The sequence below is a fragment of the Affinundibacterium macrobrachii genome (assembly GCF_014652415.1).
GTDB classification, from domain to species: domain Bacteria; phylum Pseudomonadota; class Gammaproteobacteria; order Burkholderiales; family Burkholderiaceae_D; genus Undibacterium; species Undibacterium macrobrachii.
Genome location: NZ_BMYT01000002.1, coordinates 129,312 through 154,789 on the forward strand (window position 1 = coordinate 129,312; position 25,478 = coordinate 154,789).

At 45.6% G+C, this 25,478-nt stretch carries 19 protein-coding genes and 1 pseudogene; 11 read left to right on the plus strand and 9 right to left on the minus strand.

All coding sequences use genetic code 11. The annotated features are described in order from the left end of the window. A pseudogene (locus tag IE103_RS06395) lies at nucleotides 1-258 on the minus strand (S46 family peptidase); the annotation flags it as partial. Between the two features lie 944 nt (nucleotides 259-1,202). Continuing rightward, nucleotides 1,203-1,415, minus strand: coding sequence for a hypothetical protein (locus IE103_RS06400; RefSeq protein ID WP_189345226.1), 213 nt, complete (start codon nucleotides 1,413-1,415; stop codon nucleotides 1,203-1,205). 137 nt (nucleotides 1,416-1,552) lie between these two features. On the opposite strand from IE103_RS06400, the gene IE103_RS06405 reads away from it, so the two are divergent. Beyond that, nucleotides 1,553-2,887: an HlyD family secretion protein gene (locus tag IE103_RS06405; RefSeq protein WP_189345227.1), complete on the plus strand. Its 1,335-nt coding sequence runs from the start codon at nucleotides 1,553-1,555 to the stop codon at nucleotides 2,885-2,887. 208 nt (nucleotides 2,888-3,095) lie between these two features. Then, nucleotides 3,096-5,228, plus strand: coding sequence for a peptidase domain-containing ABC transporter (locus IE103_RS06410; RefSeq protein ID WP_189345228.1), 2,133 nt, complete (start codon nucleotides 3,096-3,098; stop codon nucleotides 5,226-5,228). 37 nt (nucleotides 5,229-5,265) lie between these two features. Here the strand turns inward: IE103_RS06410 and IE103_RS06415 are convergent, their stop codons facing one another. Continuing rightward, nucleotides 5,266-7,404, minus strand: coding sequence for a S46 family peptidase (locus IE103_RS06415; RefSeq protein WP_373295231.1), 2,139 nt, complete (start codon nucleotides 7,402-7,404; stop codon nucleotides 5,266-5,268). A 520-nt stretch (nucleotides 7,405-7,924) separates the two neighbouring features. On the opposite strand from IE103_RS06415, the gene IE103_RS06420 reads away from it, so the two are divergent. From IE103_RS06420 to IE103_RS06430, 3 genes are all read left to right on the plus strand, one after another. After that, the gene (locus IE103_RS06420) at nucleotides 7,925-8,758 is read left to right on the plus strand and encodes a transporter substrate-binding domain-containing protein (protein WP_229827135.1); all 834 of its coding nucleotides are present in this window, start codon (nucleotides 7,925-7,927) and stop codon (nucleotides 8,756-8,758) included. A 7-nt stretch (nucleotides 8,759-8,765) separates the two neighbouring features. Beyond that, nucleotides 8,766-11,207 (plus strand): TonB-dependent receptor, encoded by a 2,442-nt coding sequence (locus IE103_RS06425; protein WP_229827137.1) that lies wholly within the window; start codon nucleotides 8,766-8,768, stop codon nucleotides 11,205-11,207. A 306-nt stretch (nucleotides 11,208-11,513) separates the two neighbouring features. Further along, entirely contained in the window at nucleotides 11,514-11,777 is a 264-nt protein-coding gene (locus IE103_RS06430) for a DUF1161 domain-containing protein (RefSeq protein WP_189345230.1), read from the plus strand. Nucleotides 11,778-11,831: 54 nt separating this feature from the next. On the opposite strand, the gene IE103_RS06435 is transcribed toward IE103_RS06430, so the two are convergent. Together IE103_RS06435 and ftrA are read right to left on the minus strand one after the other, a co-directional pair. After that, on the minus strand, nucleotides 11,832-12,518 hold the full coding sequence (locus tag IE103_RS06435; RefSeq protein WP_189345231.1) for a glutathione S-transferase family protein: 687 nt from the start codon (nucleotides 12,516-12,518) through the stop codon (nucleotides 11,832-11,834). A gap of 197 nt (nucleotides 12,519-12,715) precedes the next feature. After that, the gene (gene ftrA, locus IE103_RS06440) at nucleotides 12,716-13,678 is read right to left on the minus strand and encodes a transcriptional regulator FtrA (protein WP_189345232.1); all 963 of its coding nucleotides are present in this window, start codon (nucleotides 13,676-13,678) and stop codon (nucleotides 12,716-12,718) included. A gap of 150 nt (nucleotides 13,679-13,828) precedes the next feature. On the opposite strand from ftrA, the gene IE103_RS06445 reads away from it, so the two are divergent. Both IE103_RS06445 and IE103_RS06450 read left to right on the plus strand, forming a co-directional pair. Further along, nucleotides 13,829-14,227, plus strand: a complete 399-nt coding sequence (locus IE103_RS06445; RefSeq protein ID WP_189345233.1) for a rhodanese-like domain-containing protein — start codon at nucleotides 13,829-13,831, stop codon at nucleotides 14,225-14,227. 223 nt (nucleotides 14,228-14,450) lie between these two features. Continuing rightward, nucleotides 14,451-16,841 carry a glycoside hydrolase family 127 protein gene (locus IE103_RS06450; RefSeq protein ID WP_229827138.1) on the plus strand — a complete coding sequence of 797 codons (2,391 nt, stop codon included), beginning with the start codon at nucleotides 14,451-14,453 and terminating at the stop codon, nucleotides 16,839-16,841. On the opposite strand, the gene IE103_RS06455 is transcribed toward IE103_RS06450, so the two are convergent. The 3 genes from IE103_RS06455 to IE103_RS06465 all read right to left on the minus strand — a co-directional run bounded on the left by IE103_RS06455 (nucleotide 16,836) and on the right by IE103_RS06465 (nucleotide 19,797). After that, nucleotides 16,836-17,525 (minus strand): DNA alkylation repair protein, encoded by a 690-nt coding sequence (locus IE103_RS06455; protein ID WP_189345234.1) that lies wholly within the window; start codon nucleotides 17,523-17,525, stop codon nucleotides 16,836-16,838. The genes IE103_RS06450 and IE103_RS06455 overlap by 6 nt on opposite strands. Before the next feature lie 13 nt (nucleotides 17,526-17,538). Then, nucleotides 17,539-19,341, minus strand: a complete 1,803-nt coding sequence (gene ggt, locus IE103_RS06460) for a gamma-glutamyltransferase (RefSeq protein ID WP_229827139.1) — start codon at nucleotides 19,339-19,341, stop codon at nucleotides 17,539-17,541. A 207-nt stretch (nucleotides 19,342-19,548) separates the two neighbouring features. Then, nucleotides 19,549-19,797 (minus strand): hypothetical protein, encoded by a 249-nt coding sequence (locus tag IE103_RS06465; protein ID WP_189345235.1) that lies wholly within the window; start codon nucleotides 19,795-19,797, stop codon nucleotides 19,549-19,551. Between the two features lie 383 nt (nucleotides 19,798-20,180). Here IE103_RS06465 and IE103_RS06470 point away from each other — a divergent pair, with 383 nt between their 5' ends. The 4 genes from IE103_RS06470 (at nucleotide 20,181) to IE103_RS06485 (ending at nucleotide 24,592) form a co-directional block, all read left to right on the plus strand. After that, the gene (locus IE103_RS06470) at nucleotides 20,181-20,927 is read left to right on the plus strand and encodes a transporter substrate-binding domain-containing protein (RefSeq protein ID WP_189345236.1); all 747 of its coding nucleotides are present in this window, start codon (nucleotides 20,181-20,183) and stop codon (nucleotides 20,925-20,927) included. A gap of 39 nt (nucleotides 20,928-20,966) precedes the next feature. After that, nucleotides 20,967-22,199: a GGDEF domain-containing protein gene (locus IE103_RS06475; protein WP_189345237.1), complete on the plus strand. Its 1,233-nt coding sequence runs from the start codon at nucleotides 20,967-20,969 to the stop codon at nucleotides 22,197-22,199. A gap of 64 nt (nucleotides 22,200-22,263) precedes the next feature. Continuing rightward, on the plus strand, nucleotides 22,264-23,943 hold the full coding sequence (locus IE103_RS06480) for a mechanosensitive ion channel family protein (RefSeq protein WP_229827140.1): 1,680 nt from the start codon (nucleotides 22,264-22,266) through the stop codon (nucleotides 23,941-23,943). A gap of 100 nt (nucleotides 23,944-24,043) precedes the next feature. After that, nucleotides 24,044-24,592, plus strand: a complete 549-nt coding sequence (locus tag IE103_RS06485; protein ID WP_189345238.1) for a thymidine kinase — start codon at nucleotides 24,044-24,046, stop codon at nucleotides 24,590-24,592. A gap of 98 nt (nucleotides 24,593-24,690) precedes the next feature. On the opposite strand, the gene IE103_RS06490 is transcribed toward IE103_RS06485, so the two are convergent. Beyond that, nucleotides 24,691-25,407: a glutathione S-transferase family protein gene (locus IE103_RS06490; RefSeq protein ID WP_189345239.1), complete on the minus strand. Its 717-nt coding sequence runs from the start codon at nucleotides 25,405-25,407 to the stop codon at nucleotides 24,691-24,693. Nucleotides 25,408-25,478 lie beyond the last annotated feature (71 nt).

Here is a 25,478-nt window from a genome sequence, read left to right on the forward strand (position 1 = left end):
TTATTTCGGATACTTAATTGTCATCTCTTTCAAGACGTTATCCGCACGATCAACTTCTATCATGATCCACAGCATGTAGCGAATATCGACGTGAATTGCTTTCGTGATCGCTGGGTCAAAATACCAGTCTTTGGTAATCGATTCATAGGTTGAATCGAAATTCAAACCAATCAATTCACCGCGCTTATTCATCACCGCTGAACCTGAATTACCGCCAGTAGTATCTGCGCTAGATAAGAATTCGATAGTGAGGTGTTTTCGGTGAAACGGCGCCTCACTTAAGGTTTGGAACCGAAAGGTCGCCACAAATCTGCCCATCACATGGACGCAAAGCGGTACAGAGATGCTTCAGGAGTAGCAGCGCTACTTGGGCGAAAACAGCAAAACATTTTTGCTAGAACCACATGGGTGAAGGTGCGATTCATGCAACCACACAGTGAAGCAAAAGGCACGATGGCATTTTGAAACGAACGTGTGGTAGTGGTATAGGAAAATTTTTATCGCGGTAATTTGCGAGTATTTGGCTTGACTACTTGACTACCGGGGGTTAATGGGGACCCCATTTTTGGGTAATTACCGAGATTCCTCTTCGTGTTTTGCAAAAGTCTTGAACAAAACGTACATTCGTTGAATAGTCACACAGATAAAAATACATAAAATAACAAATATTAAATTGGGAATCTCCCCAAACTCTTTTTCGAACTTAGCATATGAATCGAACCAAACTAACCCTATAAGGACATTGAATAATGAGAGGAGAACAAACCCGTAAAAGCTCAAAGATTTTTTATAATTGATTTTAAGTGTAATAATATTAACCAAATCAGTTTCGCTAAAAATGCTAGAGGACTGAATAGTAAATACTATTGTGGATGCAATTATTGCAAGTCCGCAATTAAAGCCTAGTAAAATCAGATAGGATTCAGAAAGTTCCACTGCTTTCTCATAGGATAAAGTTCCGAATGGAAAAAATGTTGATTGAATAATAAATATTAAAAATTCAATAATTAAAAATATGTATACTCCATTTGTTATATATGTAATTGTAGGCCTAAGACAGTGTAATTTTTTTTGGGCGGTGACCTGTTGCTGCACGGAGAAGTCAAGCGAAAAAAATTCTTTTTGGTTGCTTTTAAAAAATGCCATTTTTAAGCTTTCAAAAAAAGCACAGGGAATAGGAAATACCCTGTGCAACCTAAATACTATGATGCAAATGCTATCGCGCCACCAGTACCCATTAATGTAAGGCCACTTGCCGTTATACCAACTTCCGCCACAATCAAACCAGCACAAATGGCTGGTGCAGCTGCAACTGCAAATGCACCAATTACAATGCAACCAAATCCAACAGCTAGAGCTTTGGCGCTGACACCAGCACCAACCTCATCAACCTCAACCATATTCAATTCTTGCATAATAAACCTCAAAAATGTAAATTAAAAAAACAAAAAATATCGAAATAGAATTATCCCGACAACAACAGTATTGCTAAAAAAAAAATACTGTGTCAAGCTATTTCTACATTTTTTGACAATTTATTTTTTCATTTCTAATGAGCAATAAAATTAACCAAGCCCCTCCTTCTGACGCAGTCCGCCCCTTATTCCGCCAGCAAGCGATCGCCCATCTCAGCACCAAGCAGTACGGCACGGTCATCCTCGCTAAATCATTTAGTCATCAGTTTTTTACCGTCCTCTTTGTCGCCATCGGCATCGCTATCATTAGCTTTTTTGCCTTTTTTTCTACCACACGCAAGGCGCAAACTTCTGGGGTGCTGTTGCCCAATAGTGGGGTGATTAAGGTGGTGGCTATTCAAAATGGCGTAGTCATCGACAAGCGGGTTAAAGAAGGCCAACAGGTGAAGGCGGGGGAGGTGTTGTATGTGTTGCGCAGCGAGCGCCAAAGTCAAGGTGGCGGTGCGGTGATTGCGAATCAAGCGCTCAATGTTGCAACCGTCGATGCACAAAAAACTATCTCTGCAATTTTACAAAAGCGTCGTGATAGCTTCGGCGCTGAACTCAAACAATCCAGCGCACAGGGGCAGCAGAAGCTGGCGGCTTTGCAGCAACGTCTTGCCGACATTCGCTCAGAAGTTCAGCGAGCCGAGGCGCAGATCGTTTTGCAACAACAGCGTGTGACTTTATCTGAACAAAATTTGAAACGCTTTAAAGATTTACAAGCGACCAATTTTATCTCTGCCGCGCAATTGCAAGATCGACAGGCGGAGTTGATTGATCAGCAGCAGCGTTTAGCGGATTTGCAAAGAGTCAAAGCAAGCAACCAAAGAGAATTGAATAGCACCGAAGCCGAATTTAATGATGTAAAGATAGTGACGACGCGTGAACAAGTTGCTTTGCAACGCAGTGCAGCGGGAGTTGAGCAAGATTTGCTCGAGAATGAAACCCGACGCGAATTTGTGGTGACGGCGGCGCAAGAGGGGATCGTAACGGCGATGACGGCGGAGTTAGGGCAAACGGTGGTGGCGAACCAAGCTTTGGCGTCAATTTTGCCTGAGGGCAGTGTTTTAGAAGCGGAGATTTATGCACCCTCGCGTGCGATAGGTTTTGTGAAACCAGGTATGCAAGTGCTGTTACGTTATCAGGCTTATCCATATCAAAAATTTGGTCAATATGCAGCGACCGTGCGCGAGGTGGCGAGTACATCTTTGCGCCCTGAGGAGTTGGCCTTGCCCGGTGCTGCAAATGGGGGCAATGGCGAACCGGTGTATCGCATACGTTTGACCTTGGCGAAACAAGATGTGCTGGCGTATGGCAAGGCTTTGCCTTTGAAATCGGGCATGTTGGTCGATGCCAGTATTTTGCTAGAACAACGGCGTTTATATGAGTGGGTGTTAGAGCCTTTGTTTTCTATTTCTGGGCGGATGTAGTTTGTTTTTGCGGTGTTCTTGTGCCGTGCTGTGAAGCTCAATGAAAGACTCTGGATTCCCGCTAAGAGCACGCGGGAACGACAGTTAATTGATGCTAATCGTTGCCTATGCCTGCTAATTCACTCCGCCTATTTTTTTGACTGAGGCTCTTATCCTTGGGCGTAATGCATTGCGCCTTACTTTGTTCTTTTTTCTTTGATGTAAGTTCATGACTCAACTTTCTTTTTCTTTCTGGCGTAATCAGCGCTTGCCGGTCTTATTACAAACCGAGGCGGCTGAGTGTGGTTTGGCTTGTTTGTCGATGGTGGCAAGTTACTGGGGACACAAAACCGATATCGCTAGTATGCGACGGCGTTTCTCGGTGTCATTGAAAGGAGTCACGCTCAAGGGTTTGATGGCGATGGCGCAGGGCTTGGCTTTGCAGACGCGTCCTTTAAAGCTAGATATGGAGCATTTGCCTGAACTCAAATTGCCTTGTGTATTGCATTGGGATATGAATCACTTTGTCGTGCTCAAATCCGTTTCATCTACGCATGCGGTGATCCATGATCCAGCGGTTGGTGAGCGGCGTTTGGCTTTGGCGGAGCTGGCGAAACATTTTACTGGTGTGGCCTTGGAGTTAACGCCGACTTCCGAGTTTAAGCAAAAAGTCGAAGTGCAAGATTATTCGCTACTCTCACTGATGGGTCGGGTGATTGGGTTGAAGCGTGGTTTGATTCAGCTATTGCTGTTAGGCCTTGCTTTGCAAGTGTGCGCCTTGGTCGCGCCGTTTTATATGCAGTGGTTAGTGGATGAGGCTTTGTTGGCAGCGGATCGTGATTTGATTACCGTATTGGGATGCGGTTTTCTGTTGTTGGTGTTGGTGCAAACCAGTATCGGTGCGGTACGTTCTTGGGTGACGACGGTGCTGGCGACGAATCTTAATTTTCAGTGGCTGGGGAATGCCTTTGCACATTTAATGAAATTGCCTTTGCCGTATTTTGAGAAGCGTCATACTGGCGATATTGTGTCGCGTTTTGGTTCTATCCAAACCATACAGCGTAGTCTGACTACGCAGTTTGTGGAGGGGGTGATTGATGGTGTTTTGGTGATAGGCACCTTCATCATGATGCTGTTGTATAGCACTAAACTCGCCTTCGTTGCTTGCGTTGCGGTATTGCTGTATATCGTTTTACGCTGGACGATCTTTAAAGCGATACGCGAGGCGACTGCGGAGCAAATCATTCATGCGGCGAAACAGCAAACGCATTTTATGGAATCGGTACGTGGCGTGCAAAGCGTACGTTTGTTCTCGCGTGCCGAAGAGCGTAAAAGCGGTTGGATGAATGCCTTGGTCGATCAATTTAATGCCGAGTTACGCATCGCCAAATTATCGGTATCGTATCAAACCGCGAATCAATTTCTATTTGGCGCGGAGCGCGTCATCATCATTTGGATGGCGGCCTTGGCGGTGTTAGATAACCAGTTCTCGGTCGGTATGCTGTTTGCCTTTATCAGTTATAAAGACCAATTTAGCCAACGCATGGCGAGCTTGGTGGATAAATTATTTGAACTGCGCATGATGAAATTACACGGTGAGCGCGTGGCCGATATCGTCATGACAGCGCCCGAGGCAGAAACACAAGATGTTGAGATCGATGCCGAACATATTGCGCCGAGAATAGAGTTTCGCAATCTTTCTTTTCGCTATGCAGATAGCGAACCGTATGTGTTGAAAGACTTAAATCTGACGATCACCGCAGGTCAATGTATCGCGGTCACTGGACCATCAGGTTGCGGTAAAACGACCTTAATGAAACTGCTATTGGGATTACTTGAACCGACTGAAGGTGAAATACTGATCGGCGAAGATAAAACGGCCTTGCCACTCAAGCAAATCGGGATGACGAATTATCGCCAGCTATTGGGAACAGTGATGCAAGACGATAGTTTATTTGCTGGCTCCATTTCTGACAATATTTGCTTTTTTGATCCGACACCCAATCAAGAGCAAATCGCCGCTTGCGCGCAATTAGCCTCTATTCATCCAGAAATCATGGCGATGCCGATGGCGTATAACACTTTGGTTGGCGATATTGGTACTGGCTTATCAGGTGGACAAAAACAAAGGATATTATTGGCACGCGCCCTGTATAAAAATCCTAAGTTGTTGGTACTGGACGAAGCGACTAGTCATCTCGATGTATGGAATGAGCAAGCTGTCAATGCAGCGATCAAACAAATCCCGCTCACTCGCGTCATTGTCGCTCATCGACCGGAAACGATTGCCATGGCGGAGCGGGTTGTAGTGTTACAGCAGGGAGCGATTGTGCAGGATGTGATGCAAGCGACAACCGTATAGCGCCAAGTTGGCTCGACGCTATACAGCTTGGACTACATTACTTAGGATATTTAATCGTCATCTCTTTCAATACATTATCCGCACGATCAACTTCTATCATGATCCACAGCATGTAGCGAATATCGACGTGAATTGCTTTCGTGATCGCTGGGTCAAAATACCAGTCTTTGGTAATCGATTCATAGGTTGAATCAAAATTCAAACCAATCAATTCGCCACGCTTATTCATCACCGCTGAACCAGAATTACCGCCTGTGGTGTCTGCGCTAGATAAGAAATCGACAGGAACCGTACCCAAAACTTTGTCTTTGAACACACCATAGCGTTTTTCCTTAATCGCTTGTAGCAATGGCGCTGGGGCGATAAAAGGATCTTTGCCTGTGTGTTTTTCAACAATGCCTTCAACCGTTGTAAATGGCCCTTTGGTGATGCCATCGCGTGGCGAGTAAGCACCGACATTACCAAAAGTTACACGCAGTGTTGAATTCGCATCTGGATAGACAGGCTTACCTTGAGACTTCTTCCAATCAATCACTGCTTGCATGTATTGAGGAATGATGAAATCCAAATTGCCATCGACTTCTTTACGACGATTTTCCAAAGACATGCCAATATCATGCAACTTCACGGCTAACTGGATAAACGCATCATCCGATTGCGTAAACGCTGCGCGATCTTTATCCATCCACGCTAAGCGCTTTGCGGTATCGGTCAATTGGGTTTTCTCATACAAACCTGCTGCGGCTTCTACCGAAGGTAACAAGGCGTCCAAACCTGCAGGATGGACTGCTAACTTTGCATAACGTGCTAATCCTGCTGTTAAACGGGCGCGATCTACTTTGGCAAGGAAAGATTGTTCCAAACGAGTGAGACGGCCTTTGATAAATGCAAGATCACGCTCTTGATAACCGCCTTCACGCTGCGCATTTGGCTTCTCTTTTTCAATCGCCAAACGGTACAAACTACGTGCGCTCGACAACAAATCACTGTTGGTCGCCACAGCATAGGCCAGCTCTTCTTGCGACAGCGCCATGTCTTCAGCAATCACCGCATCGAGTTTTGCCAATAAAGCTTTGGCTTCTGTTGGATTTTTACTTGATCCGATCAACCAAGTGCGGAATTGCGCATCCTGCGCATCTTTAATCGCAGCAATATCTTTGCGCGCGAAACCATCAATCAAACCTTGGGTCTTTTTAAGACGATTATTGATGCCTTTGACGACACTGGCGTAGCGCACTTCATCATCAGCATTGCCTTTGGTTGCCGCTTCGATGGTAGCGATGTCAGCTAACATTTCGGCAGCACGTAAAGGATAATCAGTATCACGTGCGAATCGGATTTCAGAAGGCAATTTATAACGGCTAGTACGACCTGGATAGCCAGCTAACAAAATTGGATCGCCATTCTTCAAACCTTCGGCAGATACCACCAAAAAGTCTTTTGATTTATATGGGACGTTTTCAGGAGAAGGGTCTGCTGGACGACCATCTTTACCAACGTAAGCACGTAAGAAAGCGAAATCACCGGTGTGGCGTGGCCATTCGAAATTATCGATATCGCCACCATAGTTACCGATCATATCTGCTGGTGCATATACCAAACGCACATCACGAATCATCATTTGACGAATACGATAGTATTCTAGGCCACGATGAAAACTTGGCACCGAACAGCGGTAGGCTTTATCTTGTTCGCAATCCGCAACGATCTTTTTGATCTTGCTTTGGATCATTTCACGACGCTCACGGCCAGACATTTTATCGCTTAAGCCAGCAGTCACTTCTTTCGTGACATTTTCTACTTTATCGGTGATGTAGACGCGCGCACTTGGACCCGCGGCTAATTCTTCAGCGCGCGTCTTGGCAAGGAAGCCATCGGCAATATAATTTTTCTTCGCACTGGAATTACGCTGAATCGCATCATAAGCGCAGTGATGATTAGTCACGATCAAACCTTCAGGCGAAACGAAAGAAGCCGAACATCCTCCTGTAGAAACGATCGCACTCATCGGATGCTTAGATAAATCTGCTAATTTTTCAGCAGGGATAGTTATGCCAACTTTTTTGAGTTCTGCTTTTAGCTGCGTCAATTGGTACGGCTGCCACTGGCCTTCATCGGCAAACGCGTATTGGCTGATGGCGAGTATCGCCGCTGGTATCACGAGTCTTTTGAACAATTTGATCTCCTTCATTAAGCTAAGTGCGGGAGTATATCGCTGTTCAAAGATCAAACCAAACCATCTGCAATAGATTTGATTTGCTTCATACCGCCGATCTAGCAGACAACATAAGATAATGCTAACGCTTGTATTTCGATACACAGATCATCGCAACAACACTGTGCAGTATTTCAGGTCACCGTCTTAGGGTCACCACTTTTAAACGAGATATGCGTTTAACGACTTTAAGAGAGATAGACAGAAGTTTCGGATGAATTAATAGCATTGGTAGTAAAAAAATATCGCTTGTTCGCACTTTCTGACAGTGGTTGTTTTTCTTCACCAAGCATGATTGTCATCAAATCTTCAGGATAGGTGTGCTACATTTGATTTTGCCTTGTAGGAACAGCGATTCGATAGCAGGCTTGATAATAATAATTGCAGTTCTTCGGTTAGTTCAATGCAGACGACTCATTTTCGACAAATATTCAAACAACAGCTTGTCGCTGTTTTTACACTGCTTACTCTTGCTTGTAGTGTGTCCCCTTGCGTTGAAGCGAAAGGTGTCACTGTAGTCATCCATCCTGCCGATGAAGAAAAAGGCGACCCACGATTTAACGATGTTAAAGAAATCTTAAAGACGGCCCTAGAAAAGACAGTTACCGAATTTGGTCCTTACGAATTACGCGCATCCAGGCAACACACCAATGGCTTGCGCTATTTAAATAATCTCGCCAATGGCTATGATTTGAATGTCGTTTGGAGTTCCACCACAGAAGATAAAGAACGCAACTATCTACCGATCCGCATTCCTTTACGCAAAGGGTTACTTGGCTATCGGATTTTATTAGTACACAAAGACAAGCAAGACTTACTCAAAAACGTTCGTACCTTAGCAGATTTAAAAAAATTCTCGATAGGACAAGGCGTAGGTTGGGACGACGTTAAATTATATGAAACCAATGGCATTGCCGTTGTCGAGGCAAAATACAGCAATCTTTTCCGTATGCTCAGCTATCAACGCTTCGATTTATTCCCACGCGGTATCAATGAAATTTTTAGCGAGTTTGAAAAAGAATCGGCACAAAATCCTGAGTTAGTAATTGATGAAAATATCTTGATTCACTACCCATGGCCGTATTATTTTTTTGTATCCCAAAATAACCAAATTTTGCATAGGCGTCTTGAGACTGGTCTCAAAAAAATGCTGAAAGACGGGTCGTTTGATGCGATTTTCTGGAAATACAATGGCAAGGCGATTGAAGCGGTGAATTTTAAAAATCGCCGTATTATTGAAATACAAAACTACTTACTACCAAAAGCAACGCCACTTCATAACCCATCCTTGTGGTTTCATCCCAAGATGAAATGAGGACGCTATGTCAAAGCTAGTCGCCCATCACAAATTAAAACCATGCATGGCTGCACTTGCGGTGCTGGGGGGATTGTCTTTGTTTTGCGGTATGCCAGCGCTGGGACAAACCGATGCAGCAAAGGCGAGCAATGATACGACCGCGAATGCGATAACAGAGCCAGAAGCGACTGATAAAGATGTACCAGTTGTGGTGATTCAAACCCAAAGAAGTCGTTCCAGTCTAAGCCTACCGGGAACCACTTTGCAAAGTTTATTGCCGGGCATGAACCCGCTAAAAGGCTTGCAGCAATTAGCTGGCGTGACTTTTCAATCGGCTGATCCTTGGGGTAATAACGAACAAAATTTCTCCTTATTTATTCATGGATTTAGCGCACAACAATTAGGCTATACCTTGGACGGCGTGCCGCTTGGCGACCAACAATATGGCAACTACAACGGCTTGTCGCCGCAACGGGCGATTAGCAGCGAGAACTTACGCAGTGTCATGCTGAACTCTGGTGCTGGCGACTTGGCGACGGCCTCAACTAGTAATTTAGGCGGCACCATAGAGAGTTTTTCTAGCGACCCACATAGCACCCAACGATGGACTTTGACACAAAGCCTAGGCAGCTATCACGCTAGCCGCAGCTATCTACGTTTCGATAGCGGTGAAGTTGCCTCCTCGACTCCGCAATCTTTCTATATTTCAGCCTTACGCCAACGCGCACGCGCTTGGGATTTTGAAGGCATACAAGGTGGCGAACAATTAAATGCCAAATGGGTCAAGCATTTTAATCATTCGAAGTTGATTGCTTACTACAACTTCTCAGACAAAACCGAACCAAACGAGGATAGTATCGTTCGTAATGCAAGAGAAGAATTTGCCCCCTACACGCGCCCAACCACTTATCCCGATTTTGCTTTTGCAAAAGATTATTTAAGCCCCAAAGGCGAACCGCCGCGCCGCGATGGTCCAAATTATCGAAATTATTTTGGCGTTGCTCAACGTCGCGACCATTTAGCTTATCTCAAGTTAGAAAGCGATATCGATGCAAGTACGAGTTGGAATAATCAAGTTTATTGGCATCAACACGATGGTCTTGGTGCGGTCGCCGGCCCGATCGAAGTGGCTGGCTTGCCTGCACTATTTAAAGTTTATTTTCCTAGCCAAGATTTAAAGCAAACCTTTGGCGGCTCAGGCTATGCGGTCAGAACCACGGAATACACGATCAATCGCGGTGGCTTGATCTCAAACTGGCAAGCTCGATACGGCGCGCATCAATGGCAGGCGGGCATTTGGATAGAACAAAACCGCTCGGATGCTTACCGACGTTGGTACGGACTCGATCAGCAACGTCCGCTTAGCCCTTATCAACGTCCGCGTGATCCGCTCATCACCCAATATGGCAGCGAAATCGACAACCGCGTCGTGCAATTGCATTGGCAAGATGCATGGAAAATTCAGCCCACTTTGACTTTGCAAGCAGGATTTAAATCGAGCCTGCAATTTGCACAAGGATACTTTCCTGTTCAACCGAAACTCGGTGCGATTAACGGCGGTTCAAGCGCGCTACCAGAGGGAAGCATCACGACCAAGGCCTGGTTCTTACCACAACTTGGTGCGATATGGCGTCTGCCCAATCAAGATCAAGTCTATGTCAATTTGCAGAAGAATTTGCGTCAATTCATTACCTATGGCGCCGTCGGCGCATCACCGTGGAGCTTAAATAGTCAAAGTGCATTTGACCTATTCAAACGCACTGCGGAACCAGAAACGGCGATTAGTTTTGAAACAGGAATACGCACACGCCGTCAATTTGACGAGTCTAATCAACAATCGGGTAAGCAAGGATTTGGTCTAACAGGAATCGAGAATCAAGTCACACTTTACTATGTGAATTTTCGAGATCGTTTGCTACAAATCAGCCCAACTCCGGTGATTTCTTCTATCGTGAATGGTAATCCGATTTTAGCGAATGTCGGCGATGTCAAAACCTATGGGATAGACATCGCGACCACGCTGCAATTCGGCACGCAGGTTTCGCTATTTAATGCTTTATCGTATAACCAATCCAGCTACCAAGACGACTATTTAAGCGGCAGCAATCGGATCGCAACCAAGGGCAAGCAAGTACCTGCCAGCCCAAGCTGGCTCAACAAATCGATGTTGAAATTAAAATGGAACGCGTTCGAATGGCAGTTGCTCGCCGATTATGTTGGCAAACGCTACGCCACCTACACCAATGATTTAAGCGTTCCTGCACATTTCCTGATGCACTTTGGCTTGCAATATCCGTTGCCGTGGACATCGCCGCATGGTCAGGGCCAACTCAGTTTTCATGTGCATAATTTAGCCAATCGCCGTGGCACTTCAACGCTGGTGGTGGGTGCCGCTGATAGCACTTACAATACCTTTCCAATCGCACCGCGCCAAGTTTTTGTGAGCCTATCTTTTACGCTCAAATAGACATTTCTCACAATCTCCCAGCCTTACCAGGCTTTCTGCAGCTGCGTCCTAAAGCGGTCGTGTATGGCGGCAACCCAAGGCCATGTTCGCTGAGTTCGTGACAATTACAACAGTAATCTACACGGATACCGAATATTTCTATTCGGAATTGTTTCTGAGTGATAAGGTTTTATTCAGTGCTCTTACGACGCATCCATTTGTATGCAAACGGAATGCCAACTGAGTGGCAACGACAGCCCAAAGACGGCTCAAGGCGGTCTCAACTAAGTGCCAACAATTTACAATATCAAAATGGGAGTGGCGATTATGAAACGTGCAATCTTAACTATCAGCCTGCTGTTCATGGCATTTTCAGCATCGGCCGGCGTGTTATCTTGTGACGATCTCAAGGCTAAGATTGAAAAGAAAGTCGCAGGAAAAGGGGTTAAAGACTACCCTATGGTGGTAGTAAGCAAAGATACCCAAATTAAAGGCAGGGTATTGGGAAGCTGCGACAAAGGAACGATGAAGATTATTCACCAAAAATCCAAAGTACCGAAATCGAACGAAGCAACTTCTTCAGGTTCTTAATCGTCATACGCAGTGTGCATAAACCATGCACACTGTTACTCCTGAATTCCTAACTTACGGTTGCATACGCTTATCTTCAAGCACTTCACCCGCAGCCAAAGCAGTTTTTTCGTGTCCAGGTTCACGCCATTTTTCTCTTAAAGCTTCGGTCTGCCATTGCTGCATCGATGGTAGCGCTAACATTCGTTTTACATACGCACTAGCTTGTGGATTCATAGCAAGACCATACGTTTGAATACGGAACACGACTGGAGCAAAAAATGCATCAACTGCGGTAAATTTTTCACCTGCCAAAAACGGTCCACCAAATCGATTTAAGCCTTCACACCACAACTCATTCAAACGATCGATTTCCGCTTGCAGATCGGCTTTCACTTCCTTTAACCGTATGCGCAAACCAACATGCATGGTACAAGTAGAGCGCAATTGATTAAAGCCAGAATGCATTTCGGCCGCAGCACAGCGTGCCCAGATTTTTGCTTGCGCATCTTCTGGCCAAACACCACGATGACGATCTGCCAGATATTCTATAATCGCCAAAGAATCCCACACGACCGCAACACCATCATGTAAGCAGGGAACTTTACCCGCAGGAGAAAATTTTCGGAAATTTTCCCAGTTGCTACCCGTACCAAAAGTCACCAGTTTTTCTTCAAACAATAATTCCATTTCGCGCATCATAATCCACGGGCGCAAAGACCAGGATGAATAAACTTTGTTCGCGATATAAAGTGTGTACATGCATGGCCTCTCTTGTGCTGTGAATAGATAATCTGGTGAACCGCAATCAATCTAGAACTATTATGACCGAGTTTTAATCCCTATAAACACAAAAATGCGTGGGCGAATAGCGATACGCAAACCTAGTGCCTGATTTCAATCGTCTTGGCAAACCAGCATGTAGCGCGAACCGCTCTCATTTTTAATGTTATTTGAACCTAACTACCAAAAAACTGTTTACGATAAGCAAGTGGGCTTGTCGCTGTAATGCGCTTAAACTGGCGTCGAAAGGTTTCTTCTGAACCAAAGCCGGTCAACTCGACTATTCGTGCCAAGCTAGTCGATGAAGATTCAAGCAACTCTTTCGCTAGCGCAACGCGCTCACGTGCAATCCACTCTTTTGGTGTCGTGTTGGTCAATTGTTGAAATTGTCTTTGTAAAGTACGCTCACTCATCGCGGCACGCTTTGCTAATGTGGATAAACTATGATCACGCGCTGGATGTGCGCGTATCCAATCGAGCAATTGCGACAAACGTCCACGCTCATCTTCAGCGATGGGGCGCGGAATAAATTGTGCTTGCCCTCCTTCACGATGCGGCGGAATGACTAAGCGCTGTGCCACTTGATTCGCAATTTTCACACCATAATCTTTTCTGACCAGATATAACAGCATATCCAGTCCAGCTGCAGATCCAGCCGAACTAATGATCTGCCCATCATCAACATACAGATCATCTGCTTCGACTTGCAGACTTGGATAAGTTAGTCGTAGCTTTTCAGCATAACGCCAATGCGTCGTGACTTTTCTGTCATCCAAAATACCCGCTGCAGCCAGCACGAAAATTCCTGAACAAATAGTACAAAAACGTACGCCTCGTGCATAGGCCGCGCGGATTTTTTTGAGCAACATTTCTGGAGGTATCTCTTCGATATCTCGCCACCCAGGAATAACAATAATATCTCCGCGTTGCAGTTGATCGAGACGGCGCAGCGAATAAGGTGCCTCAACTAAAATTCCGCCAACAGCGCGCAGCTTGCCAGCTTCAATCGCACAGACTTGAAATCGATACCATTCAACATTGAGTTCAGGACGATGTAAAGAAAATAGTTCGACTGCACACGCGAATTCGAATGTACAAAGTCGATCATAAGCAAGCGCAATCACGCGGGGTGCAGACATAGCTATAGCAAAGAAATAGTTGGGAAAATAGCGGTTGATAACAATGACGTTTTTTGACTGAATACTGTCATTTACGACACTATACTGCGAGTCGTCTGTCGCGCACAATCACTTTGTTCGGAATTCGTTTATTTCACTCAAGGAGGACTTATGACCACCAATGCCGTACTCGAAGTTGCCGCTGCCAATAGTGCTGACGCGCTACAACGGTTTGCCGCTAGCTTGCAATATGAAACCGATTGTTGGGACGTACATGAAGCGTTCGCACAAGGTGATCCGGGATTTGTTTTGTTTGATGTTCGTACGATAGACGAATATCAAAACGGACACATTGCTGGTGCGATTCACATGATGCGCGGAAAGATGATCGCTTCAAAATTGAATCACTATCCACCCGGTACCTTGTTTGTAACTTACTGCGCGGGGCCGCATTGCAACGGTGCTACCAAAGCTGCTATCGCGCTTGCAAAACTAGGACGGCCCGTGAAGATTATGTTGGGTGGCGTCACTGGTTGGGTAGATCAAGGATACGAGCTTGTGCATTCCTAAACTTCGATGAAAAGCTTTGCACAGCTTACGACTGTCGCCAACCAAGCAATATGACGAAACTCATTGATCCGCCTTTGACTGCCTATATATTTTTATGAGAAAGAATAGCGAATTTCACTATGCGGGTTTCGTCACATCATGAACCCTCTTGGGTCAAGACCGGATAATCTGCTTCCCGTATATTTTATGTTCGGATAAATTTGAACAGCAAGGGAGACGCATTGTGGCTAATACAAATACACTGAAACATCGTCGCAACTTCTTACAAAGCTCGCTGACTCTCGGTGCGTTGTCTTTAAGTCCGTTCTCTCATGGGCAACACAGCAAACATAGCCAACACATCCCAAGCCAAGCAACAGCAATACCTCTAAATCAAGTTCGCTTGCTGCCGTCGCCGTATTTGAAAGCGCTCACTGCAAACCAAGCTTATCTGTTGCGACTCGATACTGATCGCTTTCTACATAATTACCACCGTTTTGCTGGACTTGCGGTCAAAGGAAAGATTTACGGTGGTTGGGAATCGGACACGATTGCTGGCGAGGGCTTAGGTCACTATCTATCCGCGCTGGCTTTGATGTTTGCGCAAACTGGTGAAATGGAATTCAAAAGCAGAATTGATTACATCATCACGGAATTAGCACGTGTACAAAAGGCGCATGGCGATGGTTACATGGGCGGTTTTATGCGCAAACGGCGTGATGGCAGCATCGTTGATGGTAAAGAGATTTTTGCCGAAATGCTGCAAGGAGAAATTCGATCTGCGGGTTTTGATTTGAATGGTTGTTGGGTTCCCTTTTATAACTGGCACAAATTGATGGCGGGTCTGCTCGACGCGCATCAATTAGCGAGCAACGCGCAAGCATTACAACTACTAATCGGGCTCGCTGGGTATATTGATCGTTTCTTTCAAGGGATCAATGATGAGCAATTACAACTGATCTTAAATTGCGAGCACGGCGGCATCAATGAGAGTTTTGCCGAACTTTACGCGCGCACAGGAGATCGACGTTGGCTCGCATTAGCGCTGCGTTTGTACCACCAAAAAGTATTGAAACCTTTAGAGCAAGAACGCGATGAATTAGCGAACATTCACGCCAATACACAAATCCCTAAATTGATTGGCTTAGCACGACTCTACGAGGTGCATGGTCAGTCAGCTCACGCCAACGCCGCTAAGTATTTTTGGCAGCGTGTCACACAACACCATAGCTACGTGATCGGCGGTCATGGTGATCGTGAATATTTTTTTGAAGCAGACACTATCGCAAAGCATTTAACCGAACAGACTTGCGAAGCGTGCTGTAGCTACAATATGCTCAAGCTGACGCGCCATTTATATAGCTGGCAGCCAGATGCCGCGTACTTTGACTATTACGAGCGCACCCATCTCAATCATATTTTGGCGCATCAAGATCCCAAGACGGGGATGTTCACCTATATGACGCCGTTGATGTCAGGAGTACCGCGCGCTTATTCAAGTGAAGAAAATGACTTTTGGTGCTGCGTATTATCGGGCATGGAAAGTCATGCCAAACATGGCGATTCGATTTACTGGCACCACCAAGATAGTCTACTGATTAATTTGTATATTCCTTCCAAACTCGATTGGCGACAACAAGGTTTGCAGTTAGAAATGCAAACAGCTTACCCCTATCAAGACGAGATTATTTTTAGCGTACAGCAAGCCGCCCGTCGTAAGAAATTGAATCTAGCGTTTCGTATTCCAGCGTGGGCGAAAAATTATCAAATCAGTGTCAATGGCAAACCCATATCGAGTCAGCTTGAAAAAAATTATCTCGTCATACAAAAAGAATGGCGCAAAGGCGATGTAGTAAAACTGGTTTTACCGATGGCTTTGCGTATGGAAAACGCACAAGGTAGTACAAATGTAGCGGCGATATTACTTGGCCCTATGGTACTTGCAGCAGATCTTGGTAGCAACGAAGCGGCTTACGATGGCATCGCGCCGGCTTTAGTCGGCAAAGATATTTTGTCGGCTTTTTCCAGCATACAATCGAGCGCCGCGCATTATCAAAGCAAGGGAATTGGGCGTCCACATGATTTGCAATTCAAGCCTTTTTATGCGCAGTACACACGACGTTCAGCAGTGTATTTTTCTATTTATGATGATGCCGCTTGGCAGCAAGCCGAAGCTGAAGTGCGACGTGAACAAGCTCGCTTACACGAATTGAGCTTACGTGCGGTTGATGTAATGCATCTAGGTGAAATGCAAGCCGAACGTGATCATCAGTTGGAGGCGGATATTTCTTACCCCGTGGTGTATCGTGGTAAAAATGGTAGAGATGCTCGCACAGGTGGTTTCTTCAGTTTCACGATGAAAGTGCAGCCAGGCCCTTTGATTCTACAAGCGACTTATTCCGGCGAGGAGAAAAATCGTGATTTCACAATTACCGTCGACGATGTAGAAATCGCGCATATCGTTTTGAACGGCAACAAGGCTGGCGAGTTTATTGAACAGGAATACCTGATTCCAGAATCCTTAAGCCAAGGCAAAGAAAAGATCCGTGTACGTTTCAACCCAAAAAATGGCAAGACCGCTGGTCCGGTGTTTGGCTGTCGTTTATATAAGGCGCCTGTCAACACCAGCTCATAAATGCTTTAATGCCTCACGCACACTGAGTGACGACATCTGCATTTGGTGTGCTGACACAAAATCACGCACTTGAGCTGGCTGCCACCTTGCGTAATCACGCAAGGCCCAGCCTATCGCTTTGCGAATAAAGAAATCTTCTTCTGCCGCGAGTTGTAATGCGTATGAAAACAAACGTGTAGTGTCGGTCTGCAAACGCCAGCCTAATTGATGCGTCATTGCAATCCGTCGAACCCACATCGATGCATGCTGCAATGCTTGATCCATGCAGGCTTGCGCATCCGGTGAATTTGCACGTGACAAAAATACGATGTCGCCAATCACTGCGGCCAAACCATCAACGCTATCCCACCATGCTTTTTTCTGCGCTAATTGAATCAATGCAGAAATGTCCTGCAAACCCAGCACTTTTTTATGCAGAGCCAATAAATCAATCGCAATGTATTGGTACTCACGCTGCGGCAATTCCCACAGCAAATCTGCTAGTTGTAAAACTTCGGTCGCGCTGAACTTTGACTTTCCCATAGGTTTGACAATTTGCGCTAACAACTGTCGTCGTAAGGGCGTTTTGATACCCAGAAAATCAAACTGATCACGCATATAGGCGCGCATCGCTGGTGCATGTTCGCTGTTTGCATTTGTTTGCAAACAGCGCTGAACTTCATGAACAAATTCTTGTACTAGCATTCTCGTCGCGACTTCAGTGCGATTTTTTCTGTACCAAGGCACTACCTACACCATGGCGCACAGGTTCGCTAATCGCAGTCACGGTACCGTCGGGATTAAAACGAATCGCACTCGCAGCGCCGATTTCCGCATCGCTCTTATCGAGCTTCCATTGATGACCAAATCGCGCCAAACCGGTTGCTTGCGCGCCGCCAATAAATTGGGGCTCAACTTGGGTCTGTCCCGCATTACGCTCTGACATACGCGGTGCAGCTAAGGCACGCAGCATATCCATATTCAAATCAATATGATTAACGATGGTTTGCAAAACCGTGGTGATGATTGTAGAACCACCTGGGCTACCAACGGTAAACGCGGGCTTGCCATCTTTAAATGCAATCACCGGCGCAATACTACTGCGCGGACGCTTACCTGCTTCAGGAATATTCGGATGCGGTGCAGTGAAATCAAAATCACTCAACTCATTATTTAACAAAAATCCATAGCCCGGCACCACCATGCCATTACCGCCCCAATCTTCTATCGTATAAGTGTAAGCAACAATATTACCTTCTTTATCGCTCACCGTTAAATGCGTGGTGTGATTGCTCTCTTGCTTTACCGCCTTTGATTCAGAACCAGCAAACGCACGTGGGCGCAGTGGAATGCTTGGATCTTGCTGAAATGGATAAGGATCACCAGGCAAAGCAGCATTCGCGCGGCTCGCAGCTTGATCGAGACGAATCAATTGTGCTCTTTGTCTGCTGTAGTCTTTACTTAATAAACCCGCCACTGGAACATCAACAAATTCAGGATCACCAATATAGGCATTGCGATCAGCAAAAGCCAAACGCGATGCCTCTAAATATAAATGCTCGACTTGTTGACGCGACATTTTCTTGGTATCGAAATTTTCTAAAATGTTTAAGGCCAATGCGACTGTCAAACCACCACTACTAGGCGCACTCAAGGCATACAAATCATAACCACGATAAGTGCTATGCAATGGCAAGCGCGTGCGAACTTCGTAGTTAAGTAAATCAGCTTGCGTCATATTGCCGGGGCGAACTTTGGCGTTGCCTTGTACAGGCGGATGATTGACTGTTTGTAAAAGTGCGTTGGCAATTTTTCCGCGATAAAACGCATTTGCCCCCGCCTGCGCCAAGATCTGATACGTCTTGGCTAGATCGGGATTTTTGAAAGCATAGCCAACCGGCAAAGGCTTACCGTCACGCAGATACAAAGCACTGCTAGAGCTATACAAAGCAAACTTATGTGCCGCGCCACTATTTAAGTGATGGAAAATAGGGGAAACCTGAAATCCTTGTTGCGCAGTTTGAATCGCAGGCGCTAACACTTGCTTGAACTGCATACTGCCATAACGCTTCAAAGCCTCATCCCAAGCGCGTACTGTCCCCGGTACCCCAACTGATAGCCCACTACTCACCGAGTCTTCCCAAGCGATCGCTTTACCATTTTCGGTAAACATATCCGAGCGCACGCTGGCAGGTGCCGTCTCGCGGTGATCTAGCACTACAAATCGTTTTTCTTTCGCCAAATAGATCAGCATAAAACCACCACCGCCTATGCCACAACTGAAGGGATCGGTTACCCCCAAAGTCGCGGCTGCAGCGACCGCAGCATCAATCGCATTGCCACCTTGATTGAGTATTTTTAATGCGGATTGCGAGGCGATTTCATTGATTGTCGCCACCGCGCCGCCTGTGCCTGTGGCGATAGGCGTCTTGTTACTCGCGATGGCAGAAACCGAGGATAAACCTAAGCTCAATGCCAAACCAAACGACATGAGCGGTAATGCGTGACCTTGAAAAGACATAAAGACAATCCGTCAAATGAGAAGTGGCGAAGAATTTGATCAAATTCGATTCTCTACATTAACGGATACCATGCCGACTGGCTACTGCCAACAAAAGCCAAATTGCGGTCTGTGGTTTTTGAGCACGCGTTCATCTGGCACCTAGATGCCAACTATCTAACACTGAGCTCAAGCATCTTGCATATCTGTATAAGACTTAAGCACCATTTAGGTCGATGCAAATCCCAGCTTTTGCATAATACTGGAGCGCACTTTCGGTGCTTTCTTCATGATAATCAGCTTCTCGTTTTCCATCACAATCAGCATCTTCATCGGCACGGCAGTTTTCGCTTGGCGACTTCCCGCGTCCGACCAATAATGCAAAACTAATACCAAACAAATGATTCCGAGTAACACTGTGGCAAATCGCTCAATGATTTGACGTAAAAAGCTACGAAGTTGCGCTATCTTTTTCATCTCTATTTCTCCTACCAAACTTGCGACACACATGCTTATGCAGAATGCGTGCCAGCTTGGCAGCACAATTAAGCGATTGATTTGATTGAATTTTATCGAATTCATTCGGATAAATAAGCGGTGCGGACTAGCAATTTCGGACGACCGCGGACAATCGCCGGGCGGATGTTGCAATTCGAATTGAAAATCCACATGTCGATACGATAGAGCTTGCATCGCAGCAATTCTGAAAGGCATAATGAATTACAAAGGACATCAGATTAAGCGCCAACGCTAGCGCGATGCTGAAATCCTTACATTCAGTACGCCAAATAATTGCACTATATTCACTGCTCATCCTTTCAACACCAACCACGAAGCGCCAAAGAGAAAAAAGTATAGAAATGCTCAGCATCAAAAGAATCAAACAACTTTTTATCTTGGCAATCTTGTGTGGCAGCTCAAGTGCAGTGCCGGCGGAATCAAGCATTACTGTAGTCTGGCCGGCTCGCCCACCATTTCAATATGTAGAAAACGGTATCGCCAAAGGTGTGCGACTAGAACGCGCCAAGCAAGTCTTTGCAATGGCAAAAGTATCGACTCAATTAATCGAAGAACCTGCAAAACGGATTTGGGCGAGTTTTGCGGCAGGCAAAAAGAACTACTGCTCATTTGATTGGTATAAATTGCCTGAGCGCGAACAAATCGTGCAGTTTTCTGTCGCTTTTGAAAAAACCCCACCTTATTCTGTTCTGACTAATGATTCGGTATTAGCCCAAGTCAGTTCTCACAAAAATCTCCGCTCCTTAATGGCCGACCCTGAGCTGACGCTAGGATCATTAGATTCCGTCAGCTACGGCAAAGAACTAGAATCCATGATTTTTTATAGCAGAAATAAACAGCTCCGTATGAATGTCTTACCGCGTATCATGGCGCGCATGATAGGTGCGAATCGCGCCTCTTATATGTTAATTGACAAACGTGAGTGGGAGTTCCTGAAAATCGGCGATCCATACATTAGCAATACACGTATTCTCGATCTTGAAGGTGTTCCAGAAGGACTGGATAGTTTTATTGTTTGCAGTAAAGATGTCTCTGCTGCTGTCATGTCTCGACTGAATGCGGCGATTATCAAAGTCGGATCAAATTAATTCTGTCCGCGTTCTTCATTACCATCTGAAAAATATTCCATGATAGCGATCGATCCACGTTCAGTCTTAGTTGTCTGGGCTGCACTCAACATCTTGTTTGCCGGCATGCTGGCACTGGTTGGCATGCAAGCACCCAATGTAAAAGGCGTTAAGCAATGGGCAATCGGCGATTTATTGATCGGCATCGCACTTGGCATTGGTAGTCAAATCAGTTACCCAGCGACGCCATTAATGGCAGGTAGTGCGGCGATCTTGCTCGGACTAGGCTTAGGCTTAATTTATAACGGCATCGAAGCATTTGAGGGTCGTCGTTGTCGCTACTGGATTCCCGCACTACTTGCTACGACCATCATCGCAAATAGTTTCATTTTCGGACTATTGTTTTTTGAATCAAAGACGCGCATCTTTATTAATTTTTTGGCGTTCGCCGTGATTCATGGCATGTGCGCGCGCGCCTTGTTTATTCGCATCGAGCAACCCTTGCGCACTGCCTACTGGCTGGCAGCATCCTCAATGAGCATTATTTGCTTACTTGCGATTGCACGTTTGGTGAGTGTCGCACTAACGCCAGCCGATGAGATTAGTATGTTCTCCGCTACAGGAGTTAATCCTATCGTATTTTTATTTGGTAGTTTGGCGCAAATGTCAGTGTCATTTGCCTTCATGCTGATGATTAATTACACGCTCGCACATCAATTAAATATGTTGGCGACCACCGATGCTTTAACTGGCTTATTCAATCGACGCCGTTTCGAAGAAGAAGCCAAACGTCAAATCAGCCATAGCAAACGCACTGGAGAAAGCTTGAGCTTGATGATGATTGATGTCGATCACTTTAAGCAAATCAATGATCAATTTGGACATCCAGCTGGTGATGAGGTGTTACGCAAACTAGCCAACTTGATGCAAGCAATGGTCAGAAATAATGATTTCGTCGCTCGTTACGGCGGCGAGGAATTTTGCATCTTGTTGCCAGCCACCAGCGAAGCACAAGCTTATGTATTGGGTGAACGCTTACGTCGTTCCTATAGTGATCTGGTGATTCCGTGGCAGCACCATTTACTCAAGGGTACGATTAGTATCGGCATTGCTAGCAATGAAAACGATCACGCCAAGGAAATCGAAACACAGCAACTTGAGGCTTTAATCGCCGGCGCGGATGTCGCGTTATACCATGCAAAAAATCATGGTCGCAATCAAGTAATCTGTTACTCAAATTGCCAAAGTACCGCAACCGAACTCAGTGAAACGCCTATCGGTATATCCCACTAATTCGATATCCGCGCTCATCGCTATCATAGTTTACATAGTTCACATAGATACAAGGAATTCCATCATGCTGCACAGCCGAACCACCAGCATCAAACAACTCAGCATAGCGATGATAGGATGGATGTTGGCGCTATACACATCGATCAGCCTTGCTTCCACCGAGAGCGCACCCATGGCGCCAAAAGCCAGCAACAATTCTGAAGCCACACTGACTATTCTGAATCGAGAGATCATTCATTTTCGCACCACCGTGCTCGGCATCGAACCAGAAGAGCGCGTCAAGCGCGCGCAACGTCGCATTGAACAACAGCTTAGCAACACCGGCGAACACAAACTCAGTATGACCGATATGCCACCCGGCAAATTAATTCAGATAGATGGTGCAGGCAGTTTCTATATCGCACCAGAAGATGCTGATCCGTTTCAACAAGAAAGCTTAGATAGTGTCGCCAAACAAACCTTAGAGCGCTTAAATCTAGTGCTTAAAGAATCGCGTGAAAGTCGCAGTCTAGAAGGCATGCTGCGCGCTGGTGCTTATGTCGCAATAGCCTCGCTATTGTTCGCAACGCTGCTCTGGCTGACCTTTCGCTTGCGTCGCGCAGTCGTCGTCAAAACTTTGTCTTTTGCCCGTGACAAACTCGATGGGCACGAATTAATTGAATCGAAATTAATCAACCGTGAACACATACAAAGTGGCTTACGACGAGTATTGCAGTGGTTTTCATGGTTGGTGATTTTTTTACTGACGTATGAATGGCTTAGCTATAGTTTGTCGCAGTTTCCATTCACCCGCCCGTTGGGAGAACAACTGAATCACTACTTACTCAATTTAGTCGGCAAAATCGGTAGTGCAACGATTAAAGCGATTCCTGATCTCTTCACTGCCATCGTCATATTTTTCTTGGCAAAAATAGTCACGCACGGATTGAATTCGCTGTTTGATCGCATCGAAAATGGTAACCTAGAAGTAACTTGGTTAGCTGCTGACGTGGTGTCACCAACTCGACGCATCGTCAAGGTAGCGATTTGGCTGTTTGCTTTAACTATGGCTTACCCTTATTTACCTGGTTCAGGTACCGAAGCTTTCAAAGGAATCTCTGTTTTACTAGGTTTGATGATCTCACTCGGCGCTTCTAGCTTGATTGCACAAGCGGCAAGTGGATTAATTTTGACCTATTCAAGGATTTACCGTCAGGGTGAATTTATTCACGTGAATGGACATGAGGGCACGATTACTGACTTGGGCATGTTCACCACCCGCATTCGTAATGGCATGGGATTAGAAATCACGCTACCCAATGCCCTAGTTCTCGGCAATGTCACAAAAAATTATTCACGTGCGCTCCAAGGTCCGGGCTTTGTGATCGACACCAAAGTAACAATTGGATACGACACACCTTGGCGTCAAGTCGAGGCGATGTTGATCGAAGCAGCGCGTCGTACACCAAGCATCTTGCAAGATCCAACACCCAAAGTATTTCAAACCGCGCTGTCAGATTTTTATCCTGAGTATTTATTAATATGCCAGGCGGCGCCAGCCGATCCTGTGCCGCGCGCTGAAGTAATGAGTTTATTACACGCAAATATTCAAGATGTGTTCAATGAATACAATGTACAAATCATGTCGCCACACTATTTAGGTGACCCAGAAAAAGAAAAATTGGTGCCGAAAGAAGGCTGGTTCCGTGCGCCGGCCAATCAAAAACAAACTACAAACGATGGTCAAGAACAAAACTCCATCTAATCTCGCCTCGACCAACTTGCGGCAAGTGAGCAAGCGATGGTATAACGCCCACCCGGCTAGATAGAAGCAAACAATAGAATCAAAAAAATAGGAAACCAAATTGGCGAAGTTATATTTTCGATACTCAGCAATGAATGCGGGTAAATCCACAGCGCTACTACAAGTTGCGCACAACTACGAAGAACAAGGGCAACAAGTTTGTTTGTACACCGCTGCCATCGATAATCGTTATGGCACAGGCAAAATCACTTCACGACTAGGGCCGCAACGCGAGGCAGCGACATTTGATGCCGGCTTCGATTTCTTTCGTGACGCGCCGACAGTCAATTGCATCTTAGTCGATGAAGCCCAATTTTTATCACCACAACAAGTCAAACAACTGCACCAACTAGCACACGTGCGCGGTATTCCCGTTATTTGCTACGGACTACGCAGCGATTTTCTAGGCGAGCCATTTCAAGGCTCAAGCTACTTGATGACGCTGGCGGACACCATAGAAGAACTTAAAAACATCTGTACTTGCGGTAAGAAAGCAACCATGAATATTCGTGTTGACGCCCAAGGCAAGCGCATGACGGCGGGCGAACAAATCGATATCGGTGGCAACGAACGTTATCAGCATGTATGTGGGCGCTGTTTTTATCAGTAGAACGATCATGCAAAACAAAACAGCCATTCTCTGCATCCAAAGAATGGCTGTTATCGGCATCTAGCTTATTCGCGTAATTTATACGCTTAATTTTCGACTCAAGTTGGCACTTCAATTTTACGCTTCATGCGCTCACAATACTCGCGCAAATTAGGCAGACTCAAGGCCGTTTGTTTTAAAGCAGTTTCCATCGGCACATCGATAATCGCGGATAAAAAGGCATAAGCTGTGGCATCAATGGTCCGCACTTGTTCGCCCATGAAATAAGTTTTATCGGCTAAAAATACCGAGACCGCTTTCAGAATATCTGCACCGATCGCAACAATTTCTGCGGGACTATGGCGACCTATGCCTTGTGCGTGAATTGATTTTAATACTTGCTTGCGCGCCATCTTGGCAAAAAAAGAATGTAGAAAACTAGGCAAACCTAGCTGACCAAAATATTGCATGATGGCGGGACGGTAAATCACCCAAGCTTTGTCATCAGCCCAGCGTACCCATGCGGCGACAAAATACAGTTTTTCTTCAAATAATGCGCGATAAGCCTGTGCGATGGAGAGTTCTAAAGGACTCATTCCAGCATCCAAAGGATGATCCGAAATCGATTCAAAATGCGCCAAGATGACGGAAGAATCACAAATCACCCGATCTTCCAATCGCACCGTCGGCAATTTCTGTTTGGGCGATTTTTGTGCATTTGCGATTTGTGCTGTGTAGTCGATTTTCTGTAAACGAAAATACACTTCTACTTTGGAACAAAAAGGGCTGATATCGAGTACGTCCCAAACAGAGCCATATTTATATAAAGTTAGCATCGCTATATTCCTCGGTTGAAAAGTGCAGCATTTTGTTTGCACTTAGTTCTGCTTCATTACGTTTAACATTA

Bases quoted from the DNA above. Each gene is read 5' to 3' on its own strand.
- IE103_RS06400 (WP_189345226.1), bottom strand. From the start codon at position 1,415: ATGCAAGAATTGAATATGGTTGAGGTTGATGAGGTTGGTGCTGGTGTC.
- IE103_RS06405 (WP_189345227.1), top strand. From the start codon at position 1,553: ATGAGCAATAAAATTAACCAAGCCCCTCCTTCTGACGCAGTCCGCCCC.
- IE103_RS06410 (WP_189345228.1), top strand. From the start codon at position 3,096: ATGACTCAACTTTCTTTTTCTTTCTGGCGTAATCAGCGCTTGCCGGTC.
- IE103_RS06425 (WP_229827137.1), top strand. From the start codon at position 8,766: ATGTCAAAGCTAGTCGCCCATCACAAATTAAAACCATGCATGGCTGCA.
- IE103_RS06430 (WP_189345230.1), top strand. From the start codon at position 11,514: ATGAAACGTGCAATCTTAACTATCAGCCTGCTGTTCATGGCATTTTCA.
- IE103_RS06435 (WP_189345231.1), bottom strand. From the start codon at position 12,518: ATGTACACACTTTATATCGCGAACAAAGTTTATTCATCCTGGTCTTTG.
- ftrA (WP_189345232.1), bottom strand. From the start codon at position 13,678: ATGTCTGCACCCCGCGTGATTGCGCTTGCTTATGATCGACTTTGTACA.
- IE103_RS06445 (WP_189345233.1), top strand. From the start codon at position 13,829: ATGACCACCAATGCCGTACTCGAAGTTGCCGCTGCCAATAGTGCTGAC.
- IE103_RS06455 (WP_189345234.1), bottom strand. From the start codon at position 17,525: ATGCTAGTACAAGAATTTGTTCATGAAGTTCAGCGCTGTTTGCAAACA.
- ggt (WP_229827139.1), bottom strand. From the start codon at position 19,341: ATGTCTTTTCAAGGTCACGCATTACCGCTCATGTCGTTTGGTTTGGCA.
- IE103_RS06465 (WP_189345235.1), bottom strand. From the start codon at position 19,797: ATGAAAAAGATAGCGCAACTTCGTAGCTTTTTACGTCAAATCATTGAG.
- IE103_RS06470 (WP_189345236.1), top strand. From the start codon at position 20,181: ATGCTCAGCATCAAAAGAATCAAACAACTTTTTATCTTGGCAATCTTG.
- IE103_RS06475 (WP_189345237.1), top strand. From the start codon at position 20,967: ATGATAGCGATCGATCCACGTTCAGTCTTAGTTGTCTGGGCTGCACTC.
- IE103_RS06480 (WP_229827140.1), top strand. From the start codon at position 22,264: ATGCTGCACAGCCGAACCACCAGCATCAAACAACTCAGCATAGCGATG.
- IE103_RS06490 (WP_189345239.1), bottom strand. From the start codon at position 25,407: ATGCTAACTTTATATAAATATGGCTCTGTTTGGGACGTACTCGATATC.